The 24706-nt window shown below is 43.7% G+C and carries 17 protein-coding genes; 10 read left to right on the top strand and 7 right to left on the bottom strand.

Going from position 1 to position 24706, the window contains the following annotated elements; translation table 11 throughout:
* Positions 1-273 precede the first annotated feature (273 nt).
* The 5 genes from ACWVCM_RS03275 to ACWVCM_RS03255 form a co-directional block, all read right to left on the bottom strand.
* On the bottom strand, positions 274-519 hold the full coding sequence (locus ACWVCM_RS03275; protein WP_455200278.1) for a hypothetical protein: 246 nt from the start codon (positions 517-519) through the stop codon (positions 274-276).
* A 574-nt stretch (positions 520-1093) separates the two neighbouring features.
* Positions 1094-1549 carry a hypothetical protein gene (locus ACWVCM_RS03270; RefSeq protein ID WP_455200277.1) on the bottom strand — a complete coding sequence of 152 codons (456 nt, stop codon included), beginning with the start codon at positions 1547-1549 and terminating at the stop codon, positions 1094-1096.
* A gap of 22 nt (positions 1550-1571) precedes the next feature.
* Positions 1572-2504, bottom strand: coding sequence for a hypothetical protein (locus ACWVCM_RS03265; protein ID WP_455200276.1), 933 nt, complete (start codon positions 2502-2504; stop codon positions 1572-1574).
* A 222-nt stretch (positions 2505-2726) separates the two neighbouring features.
* Entirely contained in the window at positions 2727-5189 is a 2463-nt protein-coding gene (locus ACWVCM_RS03260) for a hybrid sensor histidine kinase/response regulator (protein WP_455200275.1), read from the bottom strand.
* Between the two features lie 134 nt (positions 5190-5323).
* Entirely contained in the window at positions 5324-6055 is a 732-nt protein-coding gene (locus tag ACWVCM_RS03255; protein ID WP_455200274.1) for a response regulator, read from the bottom strand.
* A gap of 353 nt (positions 6056-6408) precedes the next feature.
* Between ACWVCM_RS03255 and ACWVCM_RS03250 the strand changes: the two genes are divergently transcribed.
* Both ACWVCM_RS03250 and ACWVCM_RS03245 read left to right on the top strand, forming a co-directional pair.
* Positions 6409-6918, top strand: a complete 510-nt coding sequence (locus ACWVCM_RS03250) for a glutathione peroxidase (RefSeq protein ID WP_455200273.1) — start codon at positions 6409-6411, stop codon at positions 6916-6918.
* Between the two features lie 114 nt (positions 6919-7032).
* Positions 7033-8340, top strand: coding sequence for a sensor histidine kinase (locus tag ACWVCM_RS03245; protein ID WP_455200272.1), 1308 nt, complete (start codon positions 7033-7035; stop codon positions 8338-8340).
* Between the two features lie 255 nt (positions 8341-8595).
* On the opposite strand, the gene ACWVCM_RS03240 is transcribed toward ACWVCM_RS03245, so the two are convergent.
* Together ACWVCM_RS03240 and ACWVCM_RS03235 are read right to left on the bottom strand one after the other, a co-directional pair.
* Positions 8596-10512, bottom strand: a complete 1917-nt coding sequence (locus tag ACWVCM_RS03240) for a hypothetical protein (protein ID WP_455200271.1) — start codon at positions 10510-10512, stop codon at positions 8596-8598.
* 338 nt (positions 10513-10850) lie between these two features.
* Positions 10851-12077 (bottom strand): hypothetical protein, encoded by a 1227-nt coding sequence (locus tag ACWVCM_RS03235; protein WP_455200270.1) that lies wholly within the window; start codon positions 12075-12077, stop codon positions 10851-10853.
* 464 nt (positions 12078-12541) lie between these two features.
* Between ACWVCM_RS03235 and ACWVCM_RS03230 the strand changes: the two genes are divergently transcribed.
* From ACWVCM_RS03230 to ACWVCM_RS03195, 8 genes are all read left to right on the top strand, one after another.
* Entirely contained in the window at positions 12542-16222 is a 3681-nt protein-coding gene (locus ACWVCM_RS03230) for a DUF1631 family protein (protein WP_455200269.1), read from the top strand.
* 288 nt (positions 16223-16510) lie between these two features.
* Positions 16511-18076, top strand: coding sequence for a CHAD domain-containing protein (locus tag ACWVCM_RS03225; protein ID WP_455200268.1), 1566 nt, complete (start codon positions 16511-16513; stop codon positions 18074-18076).
* Positions 18077-18093: 17 nt separating this feature from the next.
* Positions 18094-18861, top strand: coding sequence for a ParA family protein (locus ACWVCM_RS03220; RefSeq protein ID WP_455200267.1), 768 nt, complete (start codon positions 18094-18096; stop codon positions 18859-18861).
* 117 nt (positions 18862-18978) lie between these two features.
* A complete protein-coding gene (locus ACWVCM_RS03215; RefSeq protein WP_455200266.1) occupies positions 18979-19518 on the top strand; it encodes a phosphatase PAP2 family protein in 540 nt (179 codons plus the stop codon).
* A gap of 2 nt (positions 19519-19520) precedes the next feature.
* A complete protein-coding gene (locus ACWVCM_RS03210) occupies positions 19521-20591 on the top strand; it encodes an MJ1255/VC2487 family glycosyltransferase (RefSeq protein ID WP_455200265.1) in 1071 nt (356 codons plus the stop codon).
* A gap of 31 nt (positions 20592-20622) precedes the next feature.
* Positions 20623-20751, top strand: coding sequence for a hypothetical protein (locus ACWVCM_RS03205; protein ID WP_455200264.1), 129 nt, complete (start codon positions 20623-20625; stop codon positions 20749-20751).
* 472 nt (positions 20752-21223) lie between these two features.
* A complete protein-coding gene (locus tag ACWVCM_RS03200; RefSeq protein WP_455200263.1) occupies positions 21224-22030 on the top strand; it encodes a DUF6502 family protein in 807 nt (268 codons plus the stop codon).
* 11 nt (positions 22031-22041) lie between these two features.
* Positions 22042-24706 (top strand): chitobiase/beta-hexosaminidase C-terminal domain-containing protein (locus ACWVCM_RS03195; RefSeq protein ID WP_455200262.1); only part of this gene is annotated, 2665 nt, incomplete at its 3' end.

Raw genomic sequence — 24706 nt, 5'->3', positions numbered from 1 at the left:
GTTCGCCACCTTAACATGAATAATGGGTACTTTGTAGGTGATTATCCGGAATCCAGTACTGAATTACAGGTCAGGCAGCCGGGAAATTACAGGTGATTTCAATAAAATAGCGGTTTTGGCCCCATTTATCCTGGCGCGGTTTAATCCTGGTTTTTTCACGAAAGTTAGATCATTTCCCTGGATGCAAATTTTCTAACAGATTGCGAAAAAGGCCCGCACTCAGGCGGGCCAGGCAGGGTGTTTCAATAGTTATTATTTATCGTCGAGGTGGAGTTAAATCGAGGATACTTGCATTTTTTTACTAACCATTTGTTTAACCGAGCTGCCTAGCTTTACTGATAGCGAACTCAGTTTCTCGGCAGGATGCCAGTTAAACATTCCGGAAAAAATGATCGGCAGTGCCAGTAGTGGTAGCAACAAAATAATGTCGTTAACAAAATAGCTACTGGTAATTAGCGTTGCTACGATAAGCATTGAACCAATCAACAATTCAAAAAATCTTACAATCAAGTCGGTCATAATGGGACCTCCATTCTGTTGTGAAAAGGATTATTCAGGATTGCCTGGCGTTGGCAAAAGACGGACCGACGTTGGATTGTGGTAGCCCAGTGATCCGATAGCCCTTGATACAGTCAAAGTGAAGGGCGGAACGGGATAGCTGTACGCGGGGCGTTTCGGATAACTGTGCTGACCACGTTAGAGCGTGCTTTGCTCAATTCAGAGTGTGTTAAGTTTCGACAATGCATTCATTCCATTTAGCAGTGCGAAACTTCGTTAGCATGAGACAGAATTTCTCTCTATCAAAACCACCTCCTTTTTGAGTACCGTTAAATACAGCTTGTAAAAAGAAATGTCGTACTTACTGTATAGCAAACTGGGTGCCAACATCAGTTTTTAGAATCCGGAGATCGATAAGCTCCAGATATTATGGGATTTATTTTGTATAGTAGGGGAAGATCGAACAAATATTGTTTACTTGTTGAATTTAATTTTGAAACTTTGTTGTGCATAGTTAATTTTCAGGGTGCAACAATAGTGCACAGTTAAAGGTAAATAGACTATAAACAGCAGGGATTTTCAATTGATAAACTAATCAGGGCGCCTGCAATATTGAGCCTCTTACTGGTCTTGAAAAAATGGTTTTCACCAGTAAGCGTGCACTTAGCGGTTGATTTCGGTTCCAGGGAGCCAGTGCAAGAAGCCTTGCCATCGGGCAATAGTCAAATAAAACAGCCAACGATGTTCCCGCCAACTGGATCCATAGCATCCACTCCAGATAGGGGAATAGTCCTGTGCTGAACCATGCCAGATATCCCAGGCGTACTTGCACAGGGAATGCGGACAGACTTTTTTCGCGCCAAAGAAAATGGCAAATCTGTAAACTGGCGAGTAGTGCAACGATGATTAATCCATTAGTTTCACCCAGGATACCTGCCATCAAGAATGGGATGGTTGCCAACCAGTACCACCATACCAGGTCCTGTTTTGGAAACATGGTTAATACCTCCAGAGTGGCTAATTTTTCAAGTGTGAGTAGAGCGACCTGCATGCAGGTCGCTCGTGCCTGTTAATTACATCAATGTTGCGAGTGCTTGATGTATGGTGGTTTGCTGTTTCTGGTTAATCATCCCGCCAAGTATTTTCAGAAAACGTGGTTCCTGAACGCCGGAGATGATGTACTGCCAGCGGTAAGCCTCTAATAGCTTTGTTTCAATTTCCTGGTGTTGCTGGTCATCGTAGTTGTCAGTGCAGATTTTGAAAAAATATTCGCTGTCTGATTTTGACTGTATTTGCAGGATGCCATCAACAGCAACAACAAGCTCGATCAAGTCCTGTACTGCCTGATCACGCTCGCTGTCAGTCAGTTTTTTGTCTTCCTTTATCCATTCCATTTCATCCATAATGGCGTGTTGGGACTCTTCTTTCCAGTGGAACAAAAAAATGTCCTTGTACAAATCAGACAATAGTTCGTCCGGTTCAATGCTTTGCTTGTAATGCGCCTGTGTAAAAAGCTCAATATGACAGGTTAAACCAAGTATCGCCCAGTTTGACTTTTCCAGGACAACAGCAGCGACTTCGTTGGGATCTGGCTGAAACTGATATCCGTCAGGCATGTGTTGGCCAATCATGCTATCGATACGGCGAAACATTTCCTGGTGTTTCAGTTCTTCATCACTGAAGCGGACTAATCCTTCCAGCGCAACCTGGTCACCAAACATATAATCACCTGACACCTCCATAATTTTTGCACATATAAATCGTTCTACGAGACCGAACACATTGGCGTACGTCCTTCCCTGGACCTGGCTTAACAGTTTTTTATCGCTGTCAGACATGAACTCCAGGTCCTGTATTCTGGATAAGCCGTCAGGCAGAAATTTTTTATTAAAATCAAAACTGCGACCCTTGAAAACATCTTTGTCGATTTCCCAGCGAATACGCTTTGATACAGCGATACAATTTGCGTAGCGCTCGGAATCTGTTTGATGTACTTTCTGTAACATTGTGATTTCCTCCACTTGAATTATTCGTCGTATGAAGACAGCACGTTTGTGCATATCCTGATAACAAATAATAGGGAGGTAATGTATCGGTTGAATTTCCAGGTATGATGATTATGTTGATGAATTGTTTCTGACTGTTTCAGTATTAATATAACCGCATATAAATAGTTGTATCGGGATAGAGGATGCGATCCCTGTTTCCTGCTTTTAATCTGGCTGGTATTACCTGGCGCTGTGTAAAACTGACTTTGTTAGCTGATAGAAATCTTCAACATCAATCGGTTTTTTAACAAGTGCCTGTATACCCAATATTTCAATATCACTTTTGGCAATCTCTTCACTATACCCGGTATACAAAATGATGGGTACGTGGGGATTGACGCCGACAACATGTCGAGCCAGTTCAATACCCGTCAGTCCCGGCATGGTTTGGTCAAGGATGATTAAATCAAAAGCCTCCGGATTCGCTTCAACGAATTCTTTCGCTTTCAGGCTATTAGTAAAGGTATATACATCGATACCCCATTCTTCCAGCATATCTTCCATAAATTCGCTTACTGATAATTCATCATCAACCAGTAATACCCGGCCATGTAACGTTTTCCTGGTACTGTTGCCGGGCATGTTATCTTCCGTATCATCGCCAGTTGAATCTGTTTCATGTTTTATGGGAGGTATAAAAATATGAAAACTGGTACCACGGCCGGGATTCGATTCAACACCAATATGACCGCCATATTCATGCACGATGCCGTGTACCGTAGACAGTCCCATGCCACTGCCTTTTCCTACTTCCTTGGTAGAATAAAAGGGTTCGAATATTCGACTAATCTCATCTTTCTGAATTCCCACGCCAGTGTCAGATACTACAAGTTCTATAAAATCCCCCTCGATACTCTGTTGGCAGGAAGAGCATATGCAATTGCTACAATGCTGCTGTTTTGCTGAAATAGTCAATTTGCCACTGCTTTGCATTGCATCTCTGGCATTGATGCATAAATTCATAATTATTTGTTCGATATGAACAGGATCCACATTAACTTGCGGCAGTTGATAATCGCAATCGGTTTTGATTTCTATAGTAGAGGGCAGGGTGGACTCCAGCAGTTTTATGGATTCTTTGACTATAGGTGTTAAAACCAGTGGTTTGGGTTCACCACGTTGACCTCTGCTGAAGGTTAGCATTTGCTGAATCAGGTCGCGGGCCTTTTGCCCCGAACGCAGTGAGCGGGTTAAATATTTTGCTATTTTTTCGTCGCCATATTGCTCAGATTTTTCCAGGGCTAATACGATGTATCCCATAACGCCTGTCAGAATGTTATTAAAATCATGAGCAATACCACCGGATAAATGCCCAATGGCTTCCATTTTCTGAGATTGTCGCAATTGCGCTTCAAGTCGTAAACGTTGCTCTTCGGCCTGCTTGCGTTCAGTGATGTCCCGCAAATAGCCAATAAACATTTTGCCTTCTGCGCCTTGAGCAACATCAATGGACAGTTCCACGGGAAACTCCGAACCGTCCGCGCGCATTGCAGTTACTTCCATGCGTTTGGCAAGATTTTTTGTTTCGACGGCCTGTTTGCGACTGTTCATCGCAATACTATGTTGTTCTCGGTAATGATCCGGAATAATAAGATCAGCCATTGGTTTGCCGACAATTTCTGACTTTGCAAATCCAAAGGTCTCTTCTGCTGCCGGGTTAAACTCGAGAACATTGCCATCAGGGTCAATGCCAATAATGCAGTCCATTGCGGCATTGATTGTGGACCTTAAACGATCCTCGCTTTTACGTAACGCGTTTTCATGTTCCACCTGTTCAGTAACGTCGCGAAGTATTGCCAGCATATGTGGGCTGCCTTGATAGTCCATTTGTACACCACGCACATCGGCCAGGTAGCGGCTGCCATCCTTGCGCAAACCATTTGCGACAGTGTGAAATGGCTGGTTCTTCCCCACCGTGGATATAAATTGTTTATAGACTTCATGGCTTTCACGCGGAACAAAATCTAGTGGACGTAAATGCAGGGCTTCATCTCGCGTGTAACCATGCATATCAAGCCAGGCGGGATTCATGTCAACAATACGGCCATCCAGGCTAAACAAAATCAGTCCATCCAGTGATTTGTTAAAAATGGTTTTATACTGTTCCTGTGTTGCCTCGCTGATTTTAGTAGCACTGAGTTTTTCCAGTTCAACCGCCGCTCGTACGGAAAAAATCTGTAGCAACGATTTGACGAGTTCTGGTTCAGTCAAAGGTTTTGTGTCCATAATGGACATAATGCCCATGCCTTTGCCATTTGAGTCATACAGAGGTATTGCCGCATAACTTTCCACGTTTAGATCAGCAGCCATGCTGTCGTCACCGAACAAAGCTGCAACATTTTCAGGGTAATATCGATAGACCTGGTTAACGACGTTCTTGCAGGGTGTGCCTTCCAGATTAAAATGGCTGTTCTCAACGATGCCATCTCCAAAGTAACCGGCAATGATGTCTACTACATCAGCTTCACCTGGCCTGACTTTACCAATATAGGCGTAGGCGACATCCAGCGCCTGCGTGATATTAATGACCAACTCGCGAAAAATATTCTTGCCACTATCATTGGCTACTGTGTCTGCGGCTATTTTAAGCGCGCGTGCTACACGGTCAGTGGCGTTGCCTGTGCGGTTTGCTTGAGTCTGCATGTCCATGTTCTGGTATGATATTAGCTTTTTGCTTTACTTATAAATTGTACCAGCTAGCCAGAGGGTTAATTGGCGTTCTAAACAATGCAAACAATTGAAACAGGACTGAAACAATTGCTGAATTTGATTCGGTGTTATTTGGACTCGCCCATAAACATATAGCCAATTCCTCGTACCGTTTTGATTACCTGAGGTTTTTCCGGATCTGGTTCAATTTTTTTTCGCAGCCGGGTGATGCGTATGTCGATACTGCGATCATAAGGATCCCAGTCTCGGTTCTGGGTCAGGTTGAGTAACTGATCTCGAGTTAATGGACGATTGGGTCGTTCCGCAAACACTTTAAGGAGGTCAAACTCCATGTTGGTTATGGGGATTTCCTGATTCTCGTTTCCAAGCAATTGATAGCTTGTTAAATCCAGCGTGCACGGTCCAAAAGCTATCTGAGTTCTTGCATGATTCGACTGACTGTTTGAAGTTGAATCTGACGCGACAGGGCGTTGGTAACGCCGTGCCACATTTTTCAGGCGAGCGCGTAACTCCCGCGGATCAAAAGGTTTAGACACATAGTCATCAGCGCCGATTTCAAGCCCTACAATTCTATCAACAGTTTCGCCGGCGCCTGATACGATAATAATGCCAATATCATGGTGCTCTCGCAAATAACGAGCGATGCTCAGCCCATCTTCACCAGGCAGTCCAATGTCAAGTAATACAACATTCGGTAGCTGCTTTTCCAGTTGTTGACGCGTTGTTGGTCCATCTTCGGCCTGGGTGACGTCATAGCCGTGTTCGCTTAAATAATCATTTAACAACTCGCGAATATCCGGATCGTCGTCAACAACCAGTACGTTAATATTTTCAGACATAATTCTGGTTTTAGTACAGTTAAATAATTTTGTATATGTTAACAAGCGTAGCTTATTAATTGATTTTAGTGTGGGCGATGGAATTAAGCAATTGAGTGAAACAAAACAGAAACATCAAAATGTGTGACAAAATAATATGACGAATCCAGTGAAATTACTAACACAATATATCGAGAAGCGTTTAGTGTGTAATATAGTTGTATCAGACAATGAGCCCGCTAAACTGGTAACGTGAAGACGTAACTATTTTATGGAGTACTAATGAGGCCTACTATGAGTAATGGCAGATGAGACATGATCGCCGGGCACTTAACTATATGATATAATTGACTTTTGCGCTGTCAGTCCTGGGTATGTCGGATTCATTTGCTGTTTCCCAGCAAGCTTGCCCGGAAACTCGGAATTACAGTATACGTACCCTGGCAGGTAACGATACAGTGAATCTCAGCAAAAAATATATTGGTAATATGATGATTGTTGTCAACACCGCCAGTAAATGTGGGTATGCCTACCAGTATGAGGGTCTGGAAGCGCTATACCGAAAATACAGGGATAAGGGATTTATAGTATTGGGATTTCCGTCTAACGATTTTGGTCGACAGGAACCCGGTAGTGAAAAGCAAATTCAGGATTTTTGCCGGCTAACTTATGGCGTTGATTTTCCCACATTTGAGAAAACCTACGTTGCACGCCATAGCGCAGGTCCAGTATACAAAACTTTGGCCAGGATCTCTGGCGAGTATCCTCAATGGAATTTCAACAAGTATATGCTGAATCGCAATGGCAAACTGGTGAAGAGTTTTAATAGTAAAGTTGAGCCGCAAGGCCGCAAGATGATTAGTGTAGTAGAGCGGTTACTGTAACTATTTTCTATAGCATTATGATTTGTCGAATCACGTTGGGAAAACTAAATACTACGTTGCCTGTCTTCGAATGATGGTTTTACGAATATTAACAGGAATACTGAATTAGCATAAATGAATAAAGAGTTGTTGTCGCACGCTGATAAAGATCTTGCTCAGCGCACCCGCTGGGCGCCATTGCTGTACATGTTGGTGTTCAGCATAATACTGACGTTCACTTCTATTGTAGCTGACCATTTCCTTGAAATAATTTTACTCGGTACGGTAATCGCAGTATCTGCGTTGACTCGTACTTTACTTGTCATGCGATTCGATAAGTGGTACCCAGCAAATCCGGGTAAATGGCGCCTGGTTTTTGTTATTGCCAGTATCATGCTGGCTGCATCCTGGGGTCTGCTATGCATGTTTTCGGTGACTCATTATCAGCTGGAATGGACAGCGATGCTGATATTGTTGGTCATTGCGGGAATTGCTGCAGTAGCCGTTATTACGATATCTATCTATCAGTTTCTTGTTACCAGTTTTCTGTTGCTGCTTCTATGCCCATCGATTGTAATGACGGCCTATCTAAATACACAGCATTCTCTGGCAATTATGTTGATGTTTGGCCTGTATGGTATTTTTCTTATACTCGTAGCCCGACGATTAAACGGTGAATACTGGCGAGCGTTGAGAAATTCATTTCTACTGGATCAACGTGCCAGAGAACTGGAAGACTCAAATCGGGAGCTTGAATCTTACAGTTATTCCATTGCGCATGACTTGCGCGGGCCGCTACGAACGATTACCGCTTTCAGCCAGATATTGCTGGAAGATGCGGATAAAAAATTAAATGAACAGGAACAAGACTCCCTGCACCGAATCATTAATGCCGGTAAATTTATGGCGGAGTTGATTGACGACATACTGGAACTATCGCGTATTACTCGTATCAATATCGAATACAACGATATTAATTTAAGTGCTTTGGCGGAAGAATGTTTGCATGGTTTGCAGTCTTCCGAGCCGGATCGAAAAGTGAATATCGACATTCAGCAAAATATGCATGCCAAAGGTGATCTTCGCTTATTAAGGATCGTTTTACACAACTTGCTCAGCAATTCCTGGAAATTCACCAGGGAATGCGATAACCCAAAAATACAAATTGGTGTCATTAATAATAAAGAAGAACCAGCATACTTTGTTAAAGATAATGGTGTCGGTTTTGATATTAAATATGCGGATAAAATATTTGGTATCTTTCAACGGCTACATACGCGCGAAGAGTTTGATGGTACGGGTATTGGCCTGGCAAGCGTACAGCGAGTCGTCAATCGACATGGTGGCAAGGTATGGGTAAACGCCAAGGATCAAAAAGGTGCTACATTTTATTTTACTTTGCCTGAAAATTCACAATCAGAAGATGAAACACCAGCGATATGAAGCTGGTTTGTTTAAGTACGGAGTCTTTTTGCAAATAGTTTTTGTCCCACCTTGCAGTTATCTGCGCAACTCATTTTGTCACATGACCGTAACGATAGTTACACATTAATGTAATCGACGCTATATAAACTGTTGCTATGAGAAATTTCCTGGGTATCACAAGCCGAAATACAGGCAGGTATCATAAAAAAACTGGCCAATAGTGACTATTGGCCAGTTTGTTCTGTCATCCGAGTTTTTAGTTAATAGCTGTTTTTATTCCATCATCATTTTTACATCAAACGCAACACCATTAGGATCGATGTCAAACGATTCTACAATTTGCATGTTCATACTGCTCATTGCCTTGATCATTTCTTTTTCCTGATGCGTCATGGCAGTTGGTTTGGTGCCATCAGCCGGTGGCGCATTCTCTGCCATGTTGGCAATCATCTTCATATATTTACCGAAGTCCAGATTAAAGGCAAACAGGCCATTTGCCTGTAACCTGGTTTTTGCCAGGCTATCTGCAAGCTGCGCAGACTTTGTTCCTACATAAGCAACGATATGGTTTCCTTTTAGCGCCAGTTTAACAGGTTCACCGTTAGCCATGGGAATTGGTGCCGGAAAATCAACAGGTGTGCCGTCGGGTGGTAATTGTAACGGCGGCATGCCGGGTTGCATATTTGCCGCCATCATTAATAACTGTTGAGGATTCGCCGAAGAGATCGTAATAATTGCGTCGATACTTTTAATGTCGGGTGGTGTGCCTTGTTGGCTGAAATCAAAGTTGCCATCAATATCCAGAATGGTTGCAGAGATTCCCTGCAAACCAGCCACCATGCCAGACATCATTCCCAGCGCCATGGCGGGATTAGACTGTAGTAAACCCATTTTGGCCTCGGCAAGAAATTCGCATTGATACTCTTTAGACGTGAAATCCTGAATGGTTTTGACGATAAACGGCGAGACTGCATCAATATTCAATCCAAGGCCAAACGCGAATATGGGATTTTGACTAACATCCTGTAAACTTGCGGGTATAAAGCCACGAATCTTTTGCATTTCCTGCATGAATGCTGCATCGGTGCTTTCCACCAACATGCGTGCTTCCATGACTTTTGGTTTGCTATCCAGATCCATTTTGGTGTAACCCATAACAGTTTGCGGCCAGGATTCCACCATTATCATGAGTTCTTTGCGGCAGGCTTCAGTACGAATAGCATCTAATGGATTTTCATTTTTTGCTGTCTGACTGGGAGATTGTTGTTCCGGATTAGCCGGTAGTCCTTCCTGGTTCGCCTGGTTTGCTGCTGCTTCAGCCCTGGCTTCTTCTGCCATCGCAATAGCGGCATCCAGCATTCGGCCGAATTCGTTGTTACCTTCACCAGTCAAACCCTTCATGATTTCTTTGTGGTTAATGTAGCTGACATACGCAGGGTGAAAGTTATACTTGTTTTTTATATCCTGAAGTACGGTGAGATTGGCCAGTGACTGGCTCGGTTTATCTGACCCCACAATGACATTGTGTGCCTTGTCACCTTCGATTCTGGAAGAAATAGAAATCACCGCGTATTGCTGGTCAGTGCCGATAACTAGATTTGCATCAGAAGGTTTCTCGGCGCCAGGTTTGTCAAAGCTATAGGACCGCAGCGAGATGTCACCCATAGTTTGTTTGTTAGATTTGATGCCTATCCTGGTTTCTGCCTGGTCGATCAATGCATTAAAAATAGCCGAATCCGCCAGTTTGATGCGCATTACCGGGATAAATCCGACGGTATAAGCTACGGTATCAAATTTGTCGCCTATGCCCAGTTTACTCGCAGCAGTGGCTGGGTCCTGCATGATGAGCATATACTCGCTAATCAGGCTGGTGATCATCAATCCCGCTGGCGGCATTTTCGCTTTTTCTTCATCGGTTAATTGTTGTGACCAGTTTGCGTGTTTCAGCCAGCCGCTTCCCGGTGCCATCATATCGACAGCGTGCTGGAATGGTACGGGTTCCAAACCGCCAATAAAGAACAGGGTATCAGCAGGGACATAGGTAAGAATTTCGCGGGATTGTCCGGCGTCAGCCTGTGGGGTTTCCGAGGAAGCTGACTTATTCCAGTCGATTTTGAAATAACCGACATATCCAACTAACGCTAATACGACAACTACAATTACGCCACCAAATACTTTAGATTGACTCATGGGATCCTCAATGCGTATATGAAAAGGGGGAAGTCTAACTTATATTATCTGGCGCCACCATTTCATGGCCACCAGGCGTTAACGAATAAACTACGTGTTACCGCATTCCTTTCAAATAGAGTTCGATGCGGTTAGCGTCGAATTATGACTTTATCGGTGCGGGATCTAGTGATTTTAGACGATCTTTATGAAATTGATATGTAAACGAGATAATTTTCACAGGTGATAAATGTGAAAATTACCAACACGGCAACTTGTTTTGAACAGCACTACGGCATAAGCAAATTCTATATACGACATATGCAGACGAAATTGGAGCGCGATCTAATCTGGATATCTTAAAAAGCTACGCTCAACCGCTGGCTGGCAGTTGCCATTCTCCTGTGCTTTTTGTTTTGACGCATTTGTTGCAGTTCTTTCTTAATATGCGATGTCCACAGGTTATTCATACTCTTGACAAGTTGAGGATTAACCGGCCCGAAATAATACTGAGCTGCAGTGGTCTCAAATGCACTGGGGGCATACATTTTTCCATAACCCATTACATCCATCCGTTTGGCAAACGGCGCTTCGTGACTCCCTGTACAACTGGTCTCCATAGAAAGGATTTTCAACCAATGATTGACCTGTGAACTGTTCAACATCTGGAAGTTAGACTTAGGCAGGTATTCATAAGGTTTGATTTGCTCTGGTGTCACGGTATTTCGCGAGAGTAGCTCCCCAAGTTTCGGCCAGTAATGCTGGTTAAGAAAAAACTGTACCAGGCGAATGGTTTCTGCTGTTTTGAAAACATCCCGATCGTTTAGATTATTCAAGGCAAGGCTGTCAGCACATAATTCGTCTTTTTGCGTAACATAAATCGCCAGGTAACGATAGAAATTCCCATAAATGCGAAAGAACCAATAACCAAGCTGGTCGCCAACCAGGTTACGTCGTTTGAAGGCTTCTGGATAGAGTAACCAGGTAGCACGTAAGAAGCTCAGCCAGTTATAAAACAGATTTCTTCGTTTTGAGTACTGCAATATTTTTCGAGTAAGCGCACAATCGAAGTATTCCGGCGAGAGTGTTTGCATAAAGGGATAGCCTATCACCAGGGTGTTACTCGACCAGAACGGCATTCCCAATATTGGAGTCTTAATAATGTTTAGTTCAAAACGCCGGGTCAAGATTACTTTCTGGAATTTTGGCCATTTATATTCTTCATTTATTTCATTGAGCTTGTTAAAAATTAGCTGTGCTTTTTCCGGTTGCAAAGAAATGCCTTCCGGGTTTTTGAAGCGAACGGTCGCAATCCCATGGGTGATGCCGGCGCATAATAAACTGACCGATGTCCAGCTCAATACAGCCAGCAAGCTTTGATCTGCAACAGGTGTTGTGACAGTTAGATAAACTTGATAGATACCAACTACTGCACCGACCGGAAACATTAATAAGTACAGGTATCCGAACAGCGCAGTGGCCGTAACGGTTACCAGGTAGATTTTTGGATATTGGTGAGCAAAATTAAATAGTGTCAGGGAACGAAAAAATTGCGACGCGCGCGCGAACTTGTCTACTACAGCCATACGGACTCCAACCACAACCAGCAAATTAACTAGCTTGACCCCACGTCCCGCTCTTTAAAGAGCTAACTAGTGTATTCAGTAAATCAGAAATGAACTGTATGTTCAATTAAAAAAAACATATATAGGGGTAGGGCGACAGGATAAGAAATGCTGGAAAATGAAATAGTGAATCTTGTAACTGATTGTATTAAAGGTAAAAAGCTCTATTTTATAGATGACTTTTTCACAGCGAGCAACTTTCTTCACTATAGATGAATGTGGGGAAATGAGAACTCGCGCATTTCTGAGGCTAGCCGTTAGTGGAAATCAATTATTCCCGTTGCTGCATTATTTTTCAAATTCGCCCTGTTCTGCTGACTAATTTCAAGCGAATCAGCCGATATCGACTGAACATTTTCTGTAGTTTGCCGATAAAAATGAAGGGTATTCCACACCTTACAAATTATTGGTTTATTAAGAGCGTTATGGCAAATCCTCAGCATATTCAACAGCATACAGACAACCAGCATCTCGAAAAACGCGCATTCAAACGCTATCCGATTTTGCTTAAGGCCTTTATTCAGCCGGAAGGATCCAGTTCTGGTTGCCACTGCACAATTAGAAACTTCTGTGTGGGAGGTTTTTACGTCACGCTAGATGAACAGCGAGGAACGCAAGCCGGTGCTGAATGCCACTACACACCAAAACCAAATGACATAGCCAGGATACAGTGTCTGGTACCGGGAACTGAGAACAACAAACCATTGATTATACAATGTCGTATTGTGCACCCAGTAAAAAATAGCGCCGGGCTTAGCTTCATAAATCCGGATCTTGAAGTATTGCTGTTCCTGCAGAAGCTAACTGAAGAATATAGAGAAACGCATCGTCAACGCAGTGATAATAAGACGGCGACAGAAGTAGCGCAGCCGGTTCCACAGCAAACACCTGGTGAAAAGGACCAGGACCTCATTGAGCGCTGCAATAATATCTTCAAGGGTCATTTGCTCAGGCTATTGAACCTGTTTTTAAATGATATCAATGAACATTTATTTAATTCCGCGAAAGAAGAGCGTGATGCGAAAAAACAAAATGCCTATTTTGATGCCCGGGACAAACTGAGTATTAACCAGGATAAACTGAGAAACAGTTTTGAAGACGCGGTTAGCGAGTCACTTAACAATTACACTCCGGAAAAAGACCTGCACGCCAGTCCTGCCATAGATACTCCATCAGATGGTGAAATAACACTTTCATTAATGGAAGAGGATGTATTTGATGAATGGCTGGCTGATACAGTGGCCGTTGACAATATAGATACCCATTACCGCCGGCAATTACTTGATCTTGATAAACGTCTCAGTGTTATATGGGCGGCCGATATCCACAAGGAAAATAATCTATATGGGCCGTATCTGATTTCCCACACTTTCCAGGAAACTATCAAGAAACTTCAGTTGGGTCATGTTACCAATGTGTTGTGCTACAAGTTTTTTGAAAACGTGTTAATGAAAGAGCTGGGCGGTTTGTATGACGAGCTTAATCAAAAGCTCATCGATAATAATATTCTGCCAACAATTCAATATAGTGTTAATGTGGCAAATCAGGCGTCGGAAAAACCAGAGAGCAAGGTTCAATCCACGCAGGATAATGCACCATTGCAACAGGACGATAGGGTGCCCGGCAGTCCTGTTGAAGATGCAAAATTAGAAGAAAATCAAAATGCGTTATTGAAGAAATCCTCTGCCCAGTCTGCTGATGCCCTGGATGAAGATAGCCTGCGCCTGGCGAAAGAACTGGGTTCGGTACAGGACCTGTATCAGCTGGTGGGAGATCTCAAAAACCTGCAGCAGCAATTGAGTAGTCAGGTTGGTGCGACTGACAATTCTGGCATGTCACCTGGCCCCGCGACACTATTGCCTTCCGGGCAGGATAATACCTCTGTAAGTCAAAATTCTCTGGTGCCTTACAGCCCCGACGATGTTTTGAAAGCGTTGTCAAAGTTGCAGCCCTCTGTTGATCAGCCAATATCACTTGACGAAAGCCCGGATGAATTTAAAGCCAGGGTAGTTGAAATGCTTGCCGCGAACGATCAATCAGGAGAAACGAAAAACATTGGCGCTCGTGAAAGTCAGATCATTGATGTGGCTGGGCATGTGTTTCATTCCCTGATGGCAGATATGCAGCTCGCGGACAAGGTGCGAATGTGGATTAAGCGTCTGGAATTGCCAGTATTAAAAATTGCGATGCTTGACGATTCCATATTTCTGGATCGGGAACACTATGTACGCCAGGTTGTTAACAAAATCGCTGATCTGGAAATTCTTGCCCAGGATGGTGATGCGGCACAGCAAGTACTCGTAAAGCGAGCGCTCGACTGGTTGGTCAATCTTATCAATACCGAGTTTGATGAATCCGCTGAAGTATTTTCCCGCGCAGAAAAACAACTGGACCTGTTGCTTAATGTGCAGAACAGGAACTATGAAGACAACATCCAGCAGGTTATTGAAACCAGTAAGCGTGAAGAACAGGCATTACTTGATGCTGGAGCGGCTGCTCCGCGGGAAGAACCTGAGCATGTTGATGCTCCCGATGAAGACTGGCGTGAATGGGAAAAGAAAGCACGGCGTTTGAAAGAGGGTGCATGGATGGTGTTTGATGTGCACGCGGAAAAGCCGCGTCGTTTACGACTGGCATGGATTGCAGCCAATACGGAACGTTATATCTTTGTTAACGTGATGGGTAAGCGGGAACGAATTGTCAAATTGTATGACCTGGTTTCGGAAATGCATGATGGTACGGCGATCGTCCTGGATAATGCCGACGAGCCCGCTATGGACAGGGCGCAATACAACATGCTGGAACAACTCCATCAAAAGTTGTACCACCAGACAATCCACGATCAGCTGACTGGACTGATTAACCGACGGGAGTTTGAAAAAGAACTGGGCAAGGCGTTGACTCACTCGAGATGCACCGATGCCAAACACGCGCTGTTTTTTATCGATATAGACCAGTTTCAGGTGCTCAATAATACCTGCGGTTATGAAGGCGGCGACAAACTCCTGGTTGAAGTAGCGGAGCTTATCAATAGTCAGCTTGAGCATAAATCAGTGCTTGCTCGCCTGGGTAGTGATGAATTTGGCCTGCTTTTATATGACTGTTCTCTGGAAGATGCTCTGGATATCGCCGAGCAAAAGATACAGGCAGCTTCCGAGCACCGCTTTATATGGAATGACAAGCCAATTTCAATATCTATTAGTCTTGGTATGGTGCCTGTCACCAGGAGCTGGGAAAATACTTCCAGTTTGTTACAAGCGGCAGAATCCAGTTGTGGGATTGCTAAAGATATCGGCGGTGGACGTATGCAACTGTATCATACAGGGCATGCCAAGCTGTCACATCGCAACAAACTTATTAAATGGATTTCCGAGATTGATTCAGCGCTGGAGCAGGATTTATTACAGCTACGTTGCCAGAAAATAATGCCTGTCCAACAAATTGAAAATGCAAAAAATCACTATGAAATTCTCTTAACGTTGCGGGATGAAGAGGGCAAAGAAATTTCAGTCCAGGAATTTATCGAAGCGGGTGAATGGTACAATCGGGCTGCAGAAATTGATCGTTGGGTTATCGAACATTCCCTGAACTGGATGGCAGATCATCCCACGATACTAAACGACCTGGAAGGTTTTTCTATTAATTTATCCGGTCGTTCATTGCAGGATTTAACACTTATTGACTTTATCGATGATCAGATTCGTATGACTGGTGTTCCGGCAGAAAAAATTTGTTTTGAAATAACGGAGACTGCAGGAATAGCTAATCTTTCTGACGCGGCCGAGTTTATTGAGTGTGTAAAAGAAACAGGTTGTAAGTTTTCTCTGGATGATTTTGGTAGTGGTATGTCCTCCTATGCCTATTTGAAAAACTTGCCCATTGATTATCTGAAAATCGATGGTGCATTTGTTAGAGACATACTGGAGAACAATAATGACATGGCAGTGGTGAAATCTATTTCCGAAATTGGTCATTTTATGGGTAAGAAGATTGTTGCTGAGTGTGTAGAAGATGAGGCGACGCTTTTTAAAATCAGGGAGCTGGGGGTAGATTATGCGCAGGGATACGCCATTGAAAAGCCCATTTTGATAGACGAACTCTATTAATTAATCCTGTTAATCGAATGTGCCAGTGTTAGCGGCCGTCAAAAATTGTTCACGTTCTCCATTCTATAAGCATTTCCTTCTATTAGTGACGTTCTCTATAAAGCATTATAAATTTCTGTAATATTTTATTTTTTTTTCCGTTTGTGACAAAGTTCTGGTATCAGGCAGGTTAACACGCTCGCCTGTCTGTTGCGCATCCGGTACATCGCGAACAGCTAGAACAATAAATAAGCAGCAAATAAACATGCGATCCGTAGCAGTACGGATGTAAAACTGTATTTTAGAATTATGCATACACCGTCAACTGAATTTATCCTTCCAGTGTCTCTGGCGTTTGGCAAAGTTAAATCCATCCTGAAGCAAAAACTCAACTATACAGATCAACCGGGCGAACACCTGGAAATCAGTTGTCTGGATTCTTTTGACTGGCGTCTATTTCGTAAGGGCGTAGCTCTGGATGCGGTTGAGCAGGATAAATCCACTCAGCTGTTTTTACGCAGGTTGAATTCAGGGGAATGCCTCTACTCGGAGAATGTCAATGGAGAAGTTGATTTTCCCTGGAAACTTCCTGATGGTGACTTAAAGAATCAGTTGTGCAAAATTCTAAAGATGCGTGCTTTAATTCCACAGGTGTATTTGCTGGTGAAACGTCAGCATCTCGCTGGATTGAACACGGATCAAAAAACCGTTTCTCGTATCATGCTGGATGAGTATCAGGTTTATGATCCGGACACTGATTCATACAGGCGTTTAGAAAAGCGTATCCAGGTTATTCCAGTAAGAGGCTATGCTAATCCTCATCGACGAGCGCTTGAATTTATAAAGCGCGAATGGAGCCTGGATAAAGCCGATAAGGAAATATTGATAACAGCGCTAAATGCTCTCGATCGGCAGCCAGCGGATTATTCTATTAAAAGTCATATTGAGCTCACGCCAGACATGCGCTGTGATGTGGCGACCAAAATCTTGCTTAGAGAAATGTTAGATATTATGGAAGCCAATGAGTGGGGTATATGTGACGATGTTGATTCTGAATTTCTACATGACTATCGGGTCGCCATTCGTAAAACACGCTCCGCGTTTAAACAGGTAAAAGGGATTTTCCCGGAACAGGACCTGGAAAAACATCAAAGCAATTTCACCTGGCTCGGTACAATCACCAGTCCCGCGCGTGACATGGATGTATACCTGTTAAAATTTGAAGATTACCGCAGCATGTTACCCGCGGAGTTGCGGGATCATATAGATCCCCTGTACAAGCTACTGGATAAGAAAAAGCGGCAGGCCTATAGATCGCTTATACGAACGCTAAGCTCCCAACGTTACCAGACATTTATGACGGCTTACCGAGCGTTCCTTGATGCCTCTTTACCACAGGATGCAAAACTGGCTAATGCGGAAAGACCGGTCAAAGCTGTCGCGGATGAGCGGATCTGGAAAGTCTACAGGCGTCTAATGAAAGAAGGGATAGTAATAAAAGACAATTCGCCTGCGGAAGATTTACACGAGTTACGCATCACCTGTAAAAAGCTCCGTTATCTTATTGAATTATTTCAAAGCCTGTATAAACCTAAGCTGATAAAGCAGCTGGTTGGTGATATGAAAAAATTGCAGGATAACCTGGGTGCGTACAATGATCTCCATGTGCAATCAGAAAAACTGAAAGAGTTATCCGTGGAGTTAGAAAAGCAAAAATTCTTCACCAGGGATACTGGGGATGCGATGGCCGCGCTGGTAGAACACCTGGAAGAATTACAATTTAAAGAGCGAGCTAAATTTGCCAGGCAGTTTGAAAAATTCAGTGATAAAGCAGTGAAACGGGAATTTAGACAGTTATTTAGATCCGAACAATAAATTCATGAAATAGCTCAATGCATATAATCAGCAGTTACAATATAAAGGGTGGTGTTGGTAAGACTGCCAGCGTTGTTAATCTTGCGTATCTTTGCGCACAAGAAGGCTACTACACCCTGATCTGGGACCTGGATCCCCAGGGCGCAGCCAGTTTTTATTATCGGATCAAGCCGAAAGTAAAAGGCGGTGGGCGCCGCTTGTTGACTAAAAAGAATGCCCTGGAGGATGCAATCAAAGGTACAGATTTCAATAACCTGGATTTATTGCCCGCTGATTTTTCATACCGTAATCTGGATTTATTATTGGAAGATACCAATAAACCATATCGACGCATCCGCAAGATATTAAATTCACTCGTAACACAATACGATTATATTTTTCTGGATTGTGCGCCAAGTATTACTCTAACATCGGAAAGTATCCTCCACGCTGCCGATATAGTGCTGGTGCCGACTATTCCCACAACCTTATCACTCCGTACTTTGAGTCAATTATTGCGATTTTGTAATAAAAATGACATTACTGACATGCGAGTCATTCCATTTTTCTCAATGGTTGATAAGCGTAAGGAAATGCATCGCGTAGTTTTAAGGAATCCACCAAAAACTCCCGAGCCAATACTAAAAAACTGGATACCTTACTCCAGCGAAGTGGAGAAAATGGGAATACATCGTACTCCCATTGGCAGTTTTTCTCCCAACGGAGTGGCGGCCAAAGCCTATCAGGCCTTATGGGATGAAATTAAAGCGCGAATAGAAAACAACAGCCTTGATTTTAAGCGTTAGCATTTCCCTTTAACGCCTGATTAGAGTGCGGTCAAAAAAGTTTCATATAACTTTTACAAAACTGTCATATAGCCAGCCGATAATTTGTTAAACGGTTATGAAATTGTTTAACCCATTATGGCTATATTACTGGATAAAATCACTCGCTACGATATTGTAGCGTTCAAATGGTGCTTGTCGAGAAAGCATGCTGAACAAGTAGCCAGGATCAGTCGCTGGATTTCCCGTCTGGGCGATGGCGTTTACTATCTTATCTTTGGCTTGCTTTTGCTATGGCTGGAGCCGGTGCATGGAGAAGCCTTCTTTCTTTGCGCGCTATTAGGATTTGCATTTGAATTGCCTTTCTACTTGCTGCTGAAGAATTCCATCAAGCGTCAGCGTCCTAACGATGTAATACAGGAATTCGTTGCTTATCTGGTACCTTCAGACAAGTTTAGCTTTCCGTCCGGTCATACCGCGGCTGCCTTTGTAATGGCCACGATGATTAGCTATTACTATCCGCCTTACACATTTCCGGCCTACCTGCTCGCAACAATGATAGGTAGTTCGAGAGTACTGCTCGGCGTGCATTTTCCCACTGACATCCTTGCCGGCATGATACTGGGATTGACCAGCGCCTTTGCCGCATTAGCCATTCTGGGTACCCCCCTCTTATAATCATGCGTATATTATTTGGAGTACAGGGAACGGGCAATGGACATATCACCAGAGCCCGGGCACTCTCTACCGAACTGAAAAAGGCCAACATAGACGTCGACTTCATATTTTCAGGACGGCCCAGAGACGAATATTTTAATATGGAGCCATTCGGTTCTTATAAAACATATCGCGGCCTTACCTTTGCTACCCATAATGGTCAGATCCAGTTTGCAAAAACTGCATTCACCAATAATTTATTAAATCTACGTAAGGAAATTAGAAGTCTTGATGTGCGAGGCTACGACCTGGTTATTTCCGATTTCGAACCGGTGACAGCCTGGGCGGCGCGCTTGCAGAACAAATACTCTTTGGGAATTGGGCATCAATATGCCTTTAGTTACGATATTCCCATTGAAGGCAGTAACTGGATCGCCAGATCCATCATGAAACATTTTGCGCCTGCGAGCATTTCTCTGGGCGTACACTGGTATCATTTTGATAATCCGATATTGCCGCCAATTATAGAGCCACCACTCAAAAACCCTGTTGTAGAAGCTCGAAAAATTCTGGTGTATCTGCCATTTGAAAATATCAAGCATATTTGCGCCTGGTTGGAAGCGGAAAAAAATTATGAGTTTTATGTTTACCACCACATGTCAGAACCAGAAGACAGAGGGCATATGCATTTGCGTCCACTATCCCGGGAAAAGTTTCAGGCGGATCTTGCGAGCTGCGAAGGTGTGATTACCAATTCCGGTTTTGAGCTGGCGAGCGAAACCATTCAATATGGAAAAAAAATACTAACCAAACCATTGCATGGGCAAATGGAACAGATATCGAATGCTGCCGCGTTGAAAATTCTGAGGCGGGCTGATGTTATATCCACGCTTAATCCTGCAGTATTAAATGCATGGTTGCAAAAACAGAGTTTGAATCCGGTTCATTATCCAAATGTGGCAAGGGAAATTGTGCAGTGGATTGCCGATGGCCAGCAGGAATCCTTGAATTCACTATCCCAAAGACTATGGAAGTCATGTGAGTCGGATTTTGCATTCATGCAAGGGGATCCAGTACCCGTAACAGTATGTTGATGGTGTTACCTATGCTAATACCGGTGATTGGGTGGAAAACTGCACCGCCATTGTAGAAAACAAAAATGGACAACTTGAAGTGTTGCGTTGGGCAAATATGCATGAGTCGGAAAATCAACCACTGCCCGGCGTGATTACCGCTACCAATAAAGCAGCCTGAAAACGTTTCTGTTCAATATATAAAGCTGCGATTTTGTATCTTCAGATAGTCACACTGGCGATTCTAAAATATAAGTTTTTTACCTGGCTACTTTTCTCTTCTGCGTTCGCTGGTGCCACTGCTACGCGTAAATAGTGGGGCTTACAGAAGTTAATAGTTCATATCCGTGCTCCAGGTCTGTTGTTAATGTCATCGCTTTCATCTTATTTTCCAAACCGTTAAATTTTTTTTAAGCCCGGCTGGCGGAAATTGTGCTCTTGGCGTTCTTAATAGGCAATAACGATTAAAAATTCACCGTTTATGAGTAAGAAAATTATAGAAATTATCGATTAATCGGTAAAATCCGTACTCTGTCTATTGATACTTGTCAAAAAAACGGGACAGAAATCCCATTTTTATTGACAAATAGTAAAAACGGGACAATAATCCCATTTATTGACAGAAAGAATTCGCGGGAATACCATCCCGTACTATGGAAAGTATAAAAATAACACTGGCTAAGGCGGTGACAAAAATGCTCCAACCAATGGCGCGCATGTTACTTCGTTACGAGATTTCGCATAGTGAGTTTGCCGAACTGGCAAAACGCGCTTACGTGGACGTGGCCTATAAGTACTTTTCCATACCCAACCGTAAACAAACCTTTTCCCGAGTTGCTGTTCTTACCGGTTTAAGCCGCAAGGAAGTAGTGCGCTTATCCCAGGTTGACGAAGAACAACCGCCACCGGAAAAGGGTCCATTGAATCGCGCGAACCGAGTGATCAGTGGCTGGCTGCGGGATGGGGATTTTCTGGATGATAATAACGAACCCAGGGATTTGGTGTTGCGAGGGGAGGGGATCACGTTTGAAGAACTCGTGGCCCGCTATAGTGGGGATATCACTGCGCGCGCGATACTGGATGAATTAATTCGCGTTGGTGCAGTCACCAAGCTGGATAAAGATACCGTGAGGTTAACACATCATGGATTTATTCCAGGAAAAAGTGAACCCGCCAAAATTGACGTCCTTTCTACACACACTTCCGATTTACTCAGTACAGCCGTACATAATCTTACCCATGATGAAAAAGACGCTCGTTTTCAACGCCAGGTAACCTATAGCGACATACCTGAAAGCGTTATCGAGGAATTTAAACAATACAGCCACGACAAGTCGCTCGATTTGTTGCGTGATTTTGATCGTTGGTTAGCAGAAAAGAAACGCACAGTTAAACCAGAGCCTGATGAAGAAACAGGCCGCGTAGGTGTAGGGATTTATTATTTCAAAAACGATAATTAGGGGATTAAACCATGAAAGGTTTAAACGGAGTTAAATATTTACTACTGGTAGCATTGTTAATATTCATGACCGTTGGTTGTTCGTCTGGTGGAGACGATGGTATTGACGGTACAGGAATGAGAGGAACTGCAGCGGAAGGACAACCATTAGCCGGTGTGGCGGTAAAAATCAAGGATGTTGATGGTAAGACGAAAGAAACAATAACTAATGATGAGGGCGTTTATACGTTTGCAGATATTGCTGATATGAATGCTCCAATTATCATTAGAGCGGAGCGAAATGGCGCTGATTCGCTATTCGGTATACTGCCATCCGTTACCAAACAAAAAACCAATATAGCCAATGTGCATCCGATTACGGATGTTGCGTCGCGCAACTGGTTTAAACATAGAAGTCGCGATATCGAAATCGAATTCGAAAGTGACGGCGAAATTCCAAATCCACCGACTAAAAATGAAATCGATGCTTTAAAGGATGCTTTGGAAGGGATACTGGGTATCGCTCTGACAGAGTTTGAAGTTGATGAGGCATTTGATTTTATTGGATCAGAATTCGCCGCTAATGGCACTGGTTTTGATCGCCTGCTGGATCACATGAGCGTCAAAATTGAGGACGATAAAATTACCGTAACCTTGCGTGATCCGGTAACAGGGTTTGAAGGTAAGATTATAATCCAGTTTGATTTGGGTGATGACTTAACCCAGATGGATGTCCAGTCTCCTACCGAACCGGCCAATGTTCTGGTACTGCCAGCGAGTTCATCTGAAATAGTAGTGGTATGGGATTCATCGACAGATAACATTAGCGTCGCCGGTTATAATATTTATTGGGGTAACGGTGCTGATGAAGTAGCGTCGGTGCCATATCCGGTGTTTAGACACGACGGCTTACCTGCGGGTACCCAGTTTTGCTACAGCATTGAGGCTGTCGATGGCGCCGGTAATGTATCTACAAGAACCAGTGCAATTTGTGCGCTCACTCTGGATCAGGACGATAATAGTCCACCTGCAGCACCTACTAATGTCACAGCTACTTCATTAGGTGAGACATCGATCCAGGTTGACTGGACGGCGCCAGCGGATACAGACCTGCTTGGTTATTGGGTGTATCGCGATGGTGGTGGTGATGTAGATAAAAAGGTCGCTTCAGTCAGAGCGCCACAAATAACATTTATTGATGGCGACCTTCAGCCTGGTACGGAATATTGCTATTACGTCACGGCATTCGATCTTGCACTCAATGAGTCTGATGCTAGCGCTGTTTCAAGTCCGTGTGGCCAGACTGACAAACCTGTTATTGACACAACACCTCCGGTGTCATCAGCGTCTGTACCAGCGGGTGCATACGCTGTAGCGCAATCGGTTGAATTGTCATGTATAGATGAAGTCAATGGTTCTGGTTGTGCTGATATTTATTACACCGTAGATGGCAGCACTCCAACAATAAATTCTCTGCAGTATGGGCAGCGACTGGATATAAGTGTATCTACGACCTTGAAGTTCTTTGCCGTAGACGTGGCTGGTAATAGTGAAATTGTCCATAATGTAAATTATGTAATTGATACCACAGCGCCAAATGTATCCGCTAATCCTCAAGGTGGTACGTATGGCTCATCACAAAATGTCGAGCTAACGTGTGATGATGGTGGCGGTGTTGGGTGTGGCCCAATTTTCTATTCCGTCGACGGTTCTTTTCCCGCGCTTGTTTATAGTAATCCAATTGCAATTAGCGTAGATGCCACATTGCAGTTCTATGCTGCCGATACGCTGGATAATACAAGTGCTGTTAGTAGCGAAAACTATGTGATTACTGTTCCGGATACGACGCCACCAGTCACTTTTGCTAACCCACCCGCGGGTTCTTATCCAGCGTCAGGCGTGGATGTTGAATTGACCTGTGACGACGGGGCCGGTGTTGGTTGTGCGACGACTTTTTACACAGTTGATGGTTCTGATCCTGGTATCAATTCGCTGGTGTATAGTCAGCCAATCAATATCGTTTCTACAACGACATTGAAGTACTTTTCACAGGACAACAACCAAAATACTGAAACATTTAATACAGCGGTGTATACCATTGCGAGTGCAGATACTACGCCGCCTGATAATACCACTGGAAATAATTTCATCGATGGTGGTGCGTCAAGCACGAACGCCACCAGTGTAAATTTACAAATTTCCGCAACCGATGCTGTCGGTGTCACAGGATATTTCGTTGTCGATAATACCTCTGTAACACCTCCGACAGCGCCGGCAGCTGGTGACGCGGGTTGGGTGTCGGTAGCTTCTACTACCAGTTTCAACGCAAATGTTGCCTATCAACTTAGTGGCGTGTACCAATCAGGAGATACAGCATTCGTACATGTATGGTTTAAAGATGCTGCAGGTAATGTGTCTGGTGTTGCCACTGATATAGATGGTATAGGTGTTACAACAATAGTATTTTCCGAAACTTTTGAAAGCGGGCCTGGCATATGGTCGGTTAGTAATGGTTCCTGGCAAATAGGCACTCCATCGGTAGTTGGTCCAGCTTCATGCTATGGCGGTACCCAATGTGCGGCAACTGTACTGGATGGTAACTACCCGGGCAATGACAGTTACTTGATAAGTCCACCGATACAATTACCCACCGTCGACAGCGTCACCGAAGAACTGGCCTTACGTTTCTGGCACTGGT

This window comes from Kaarinaea lacus, from assembly GCF_975902315.1.
This window is presented reverse-complemented; position numbering and strand designations above follow the sequence as displayed.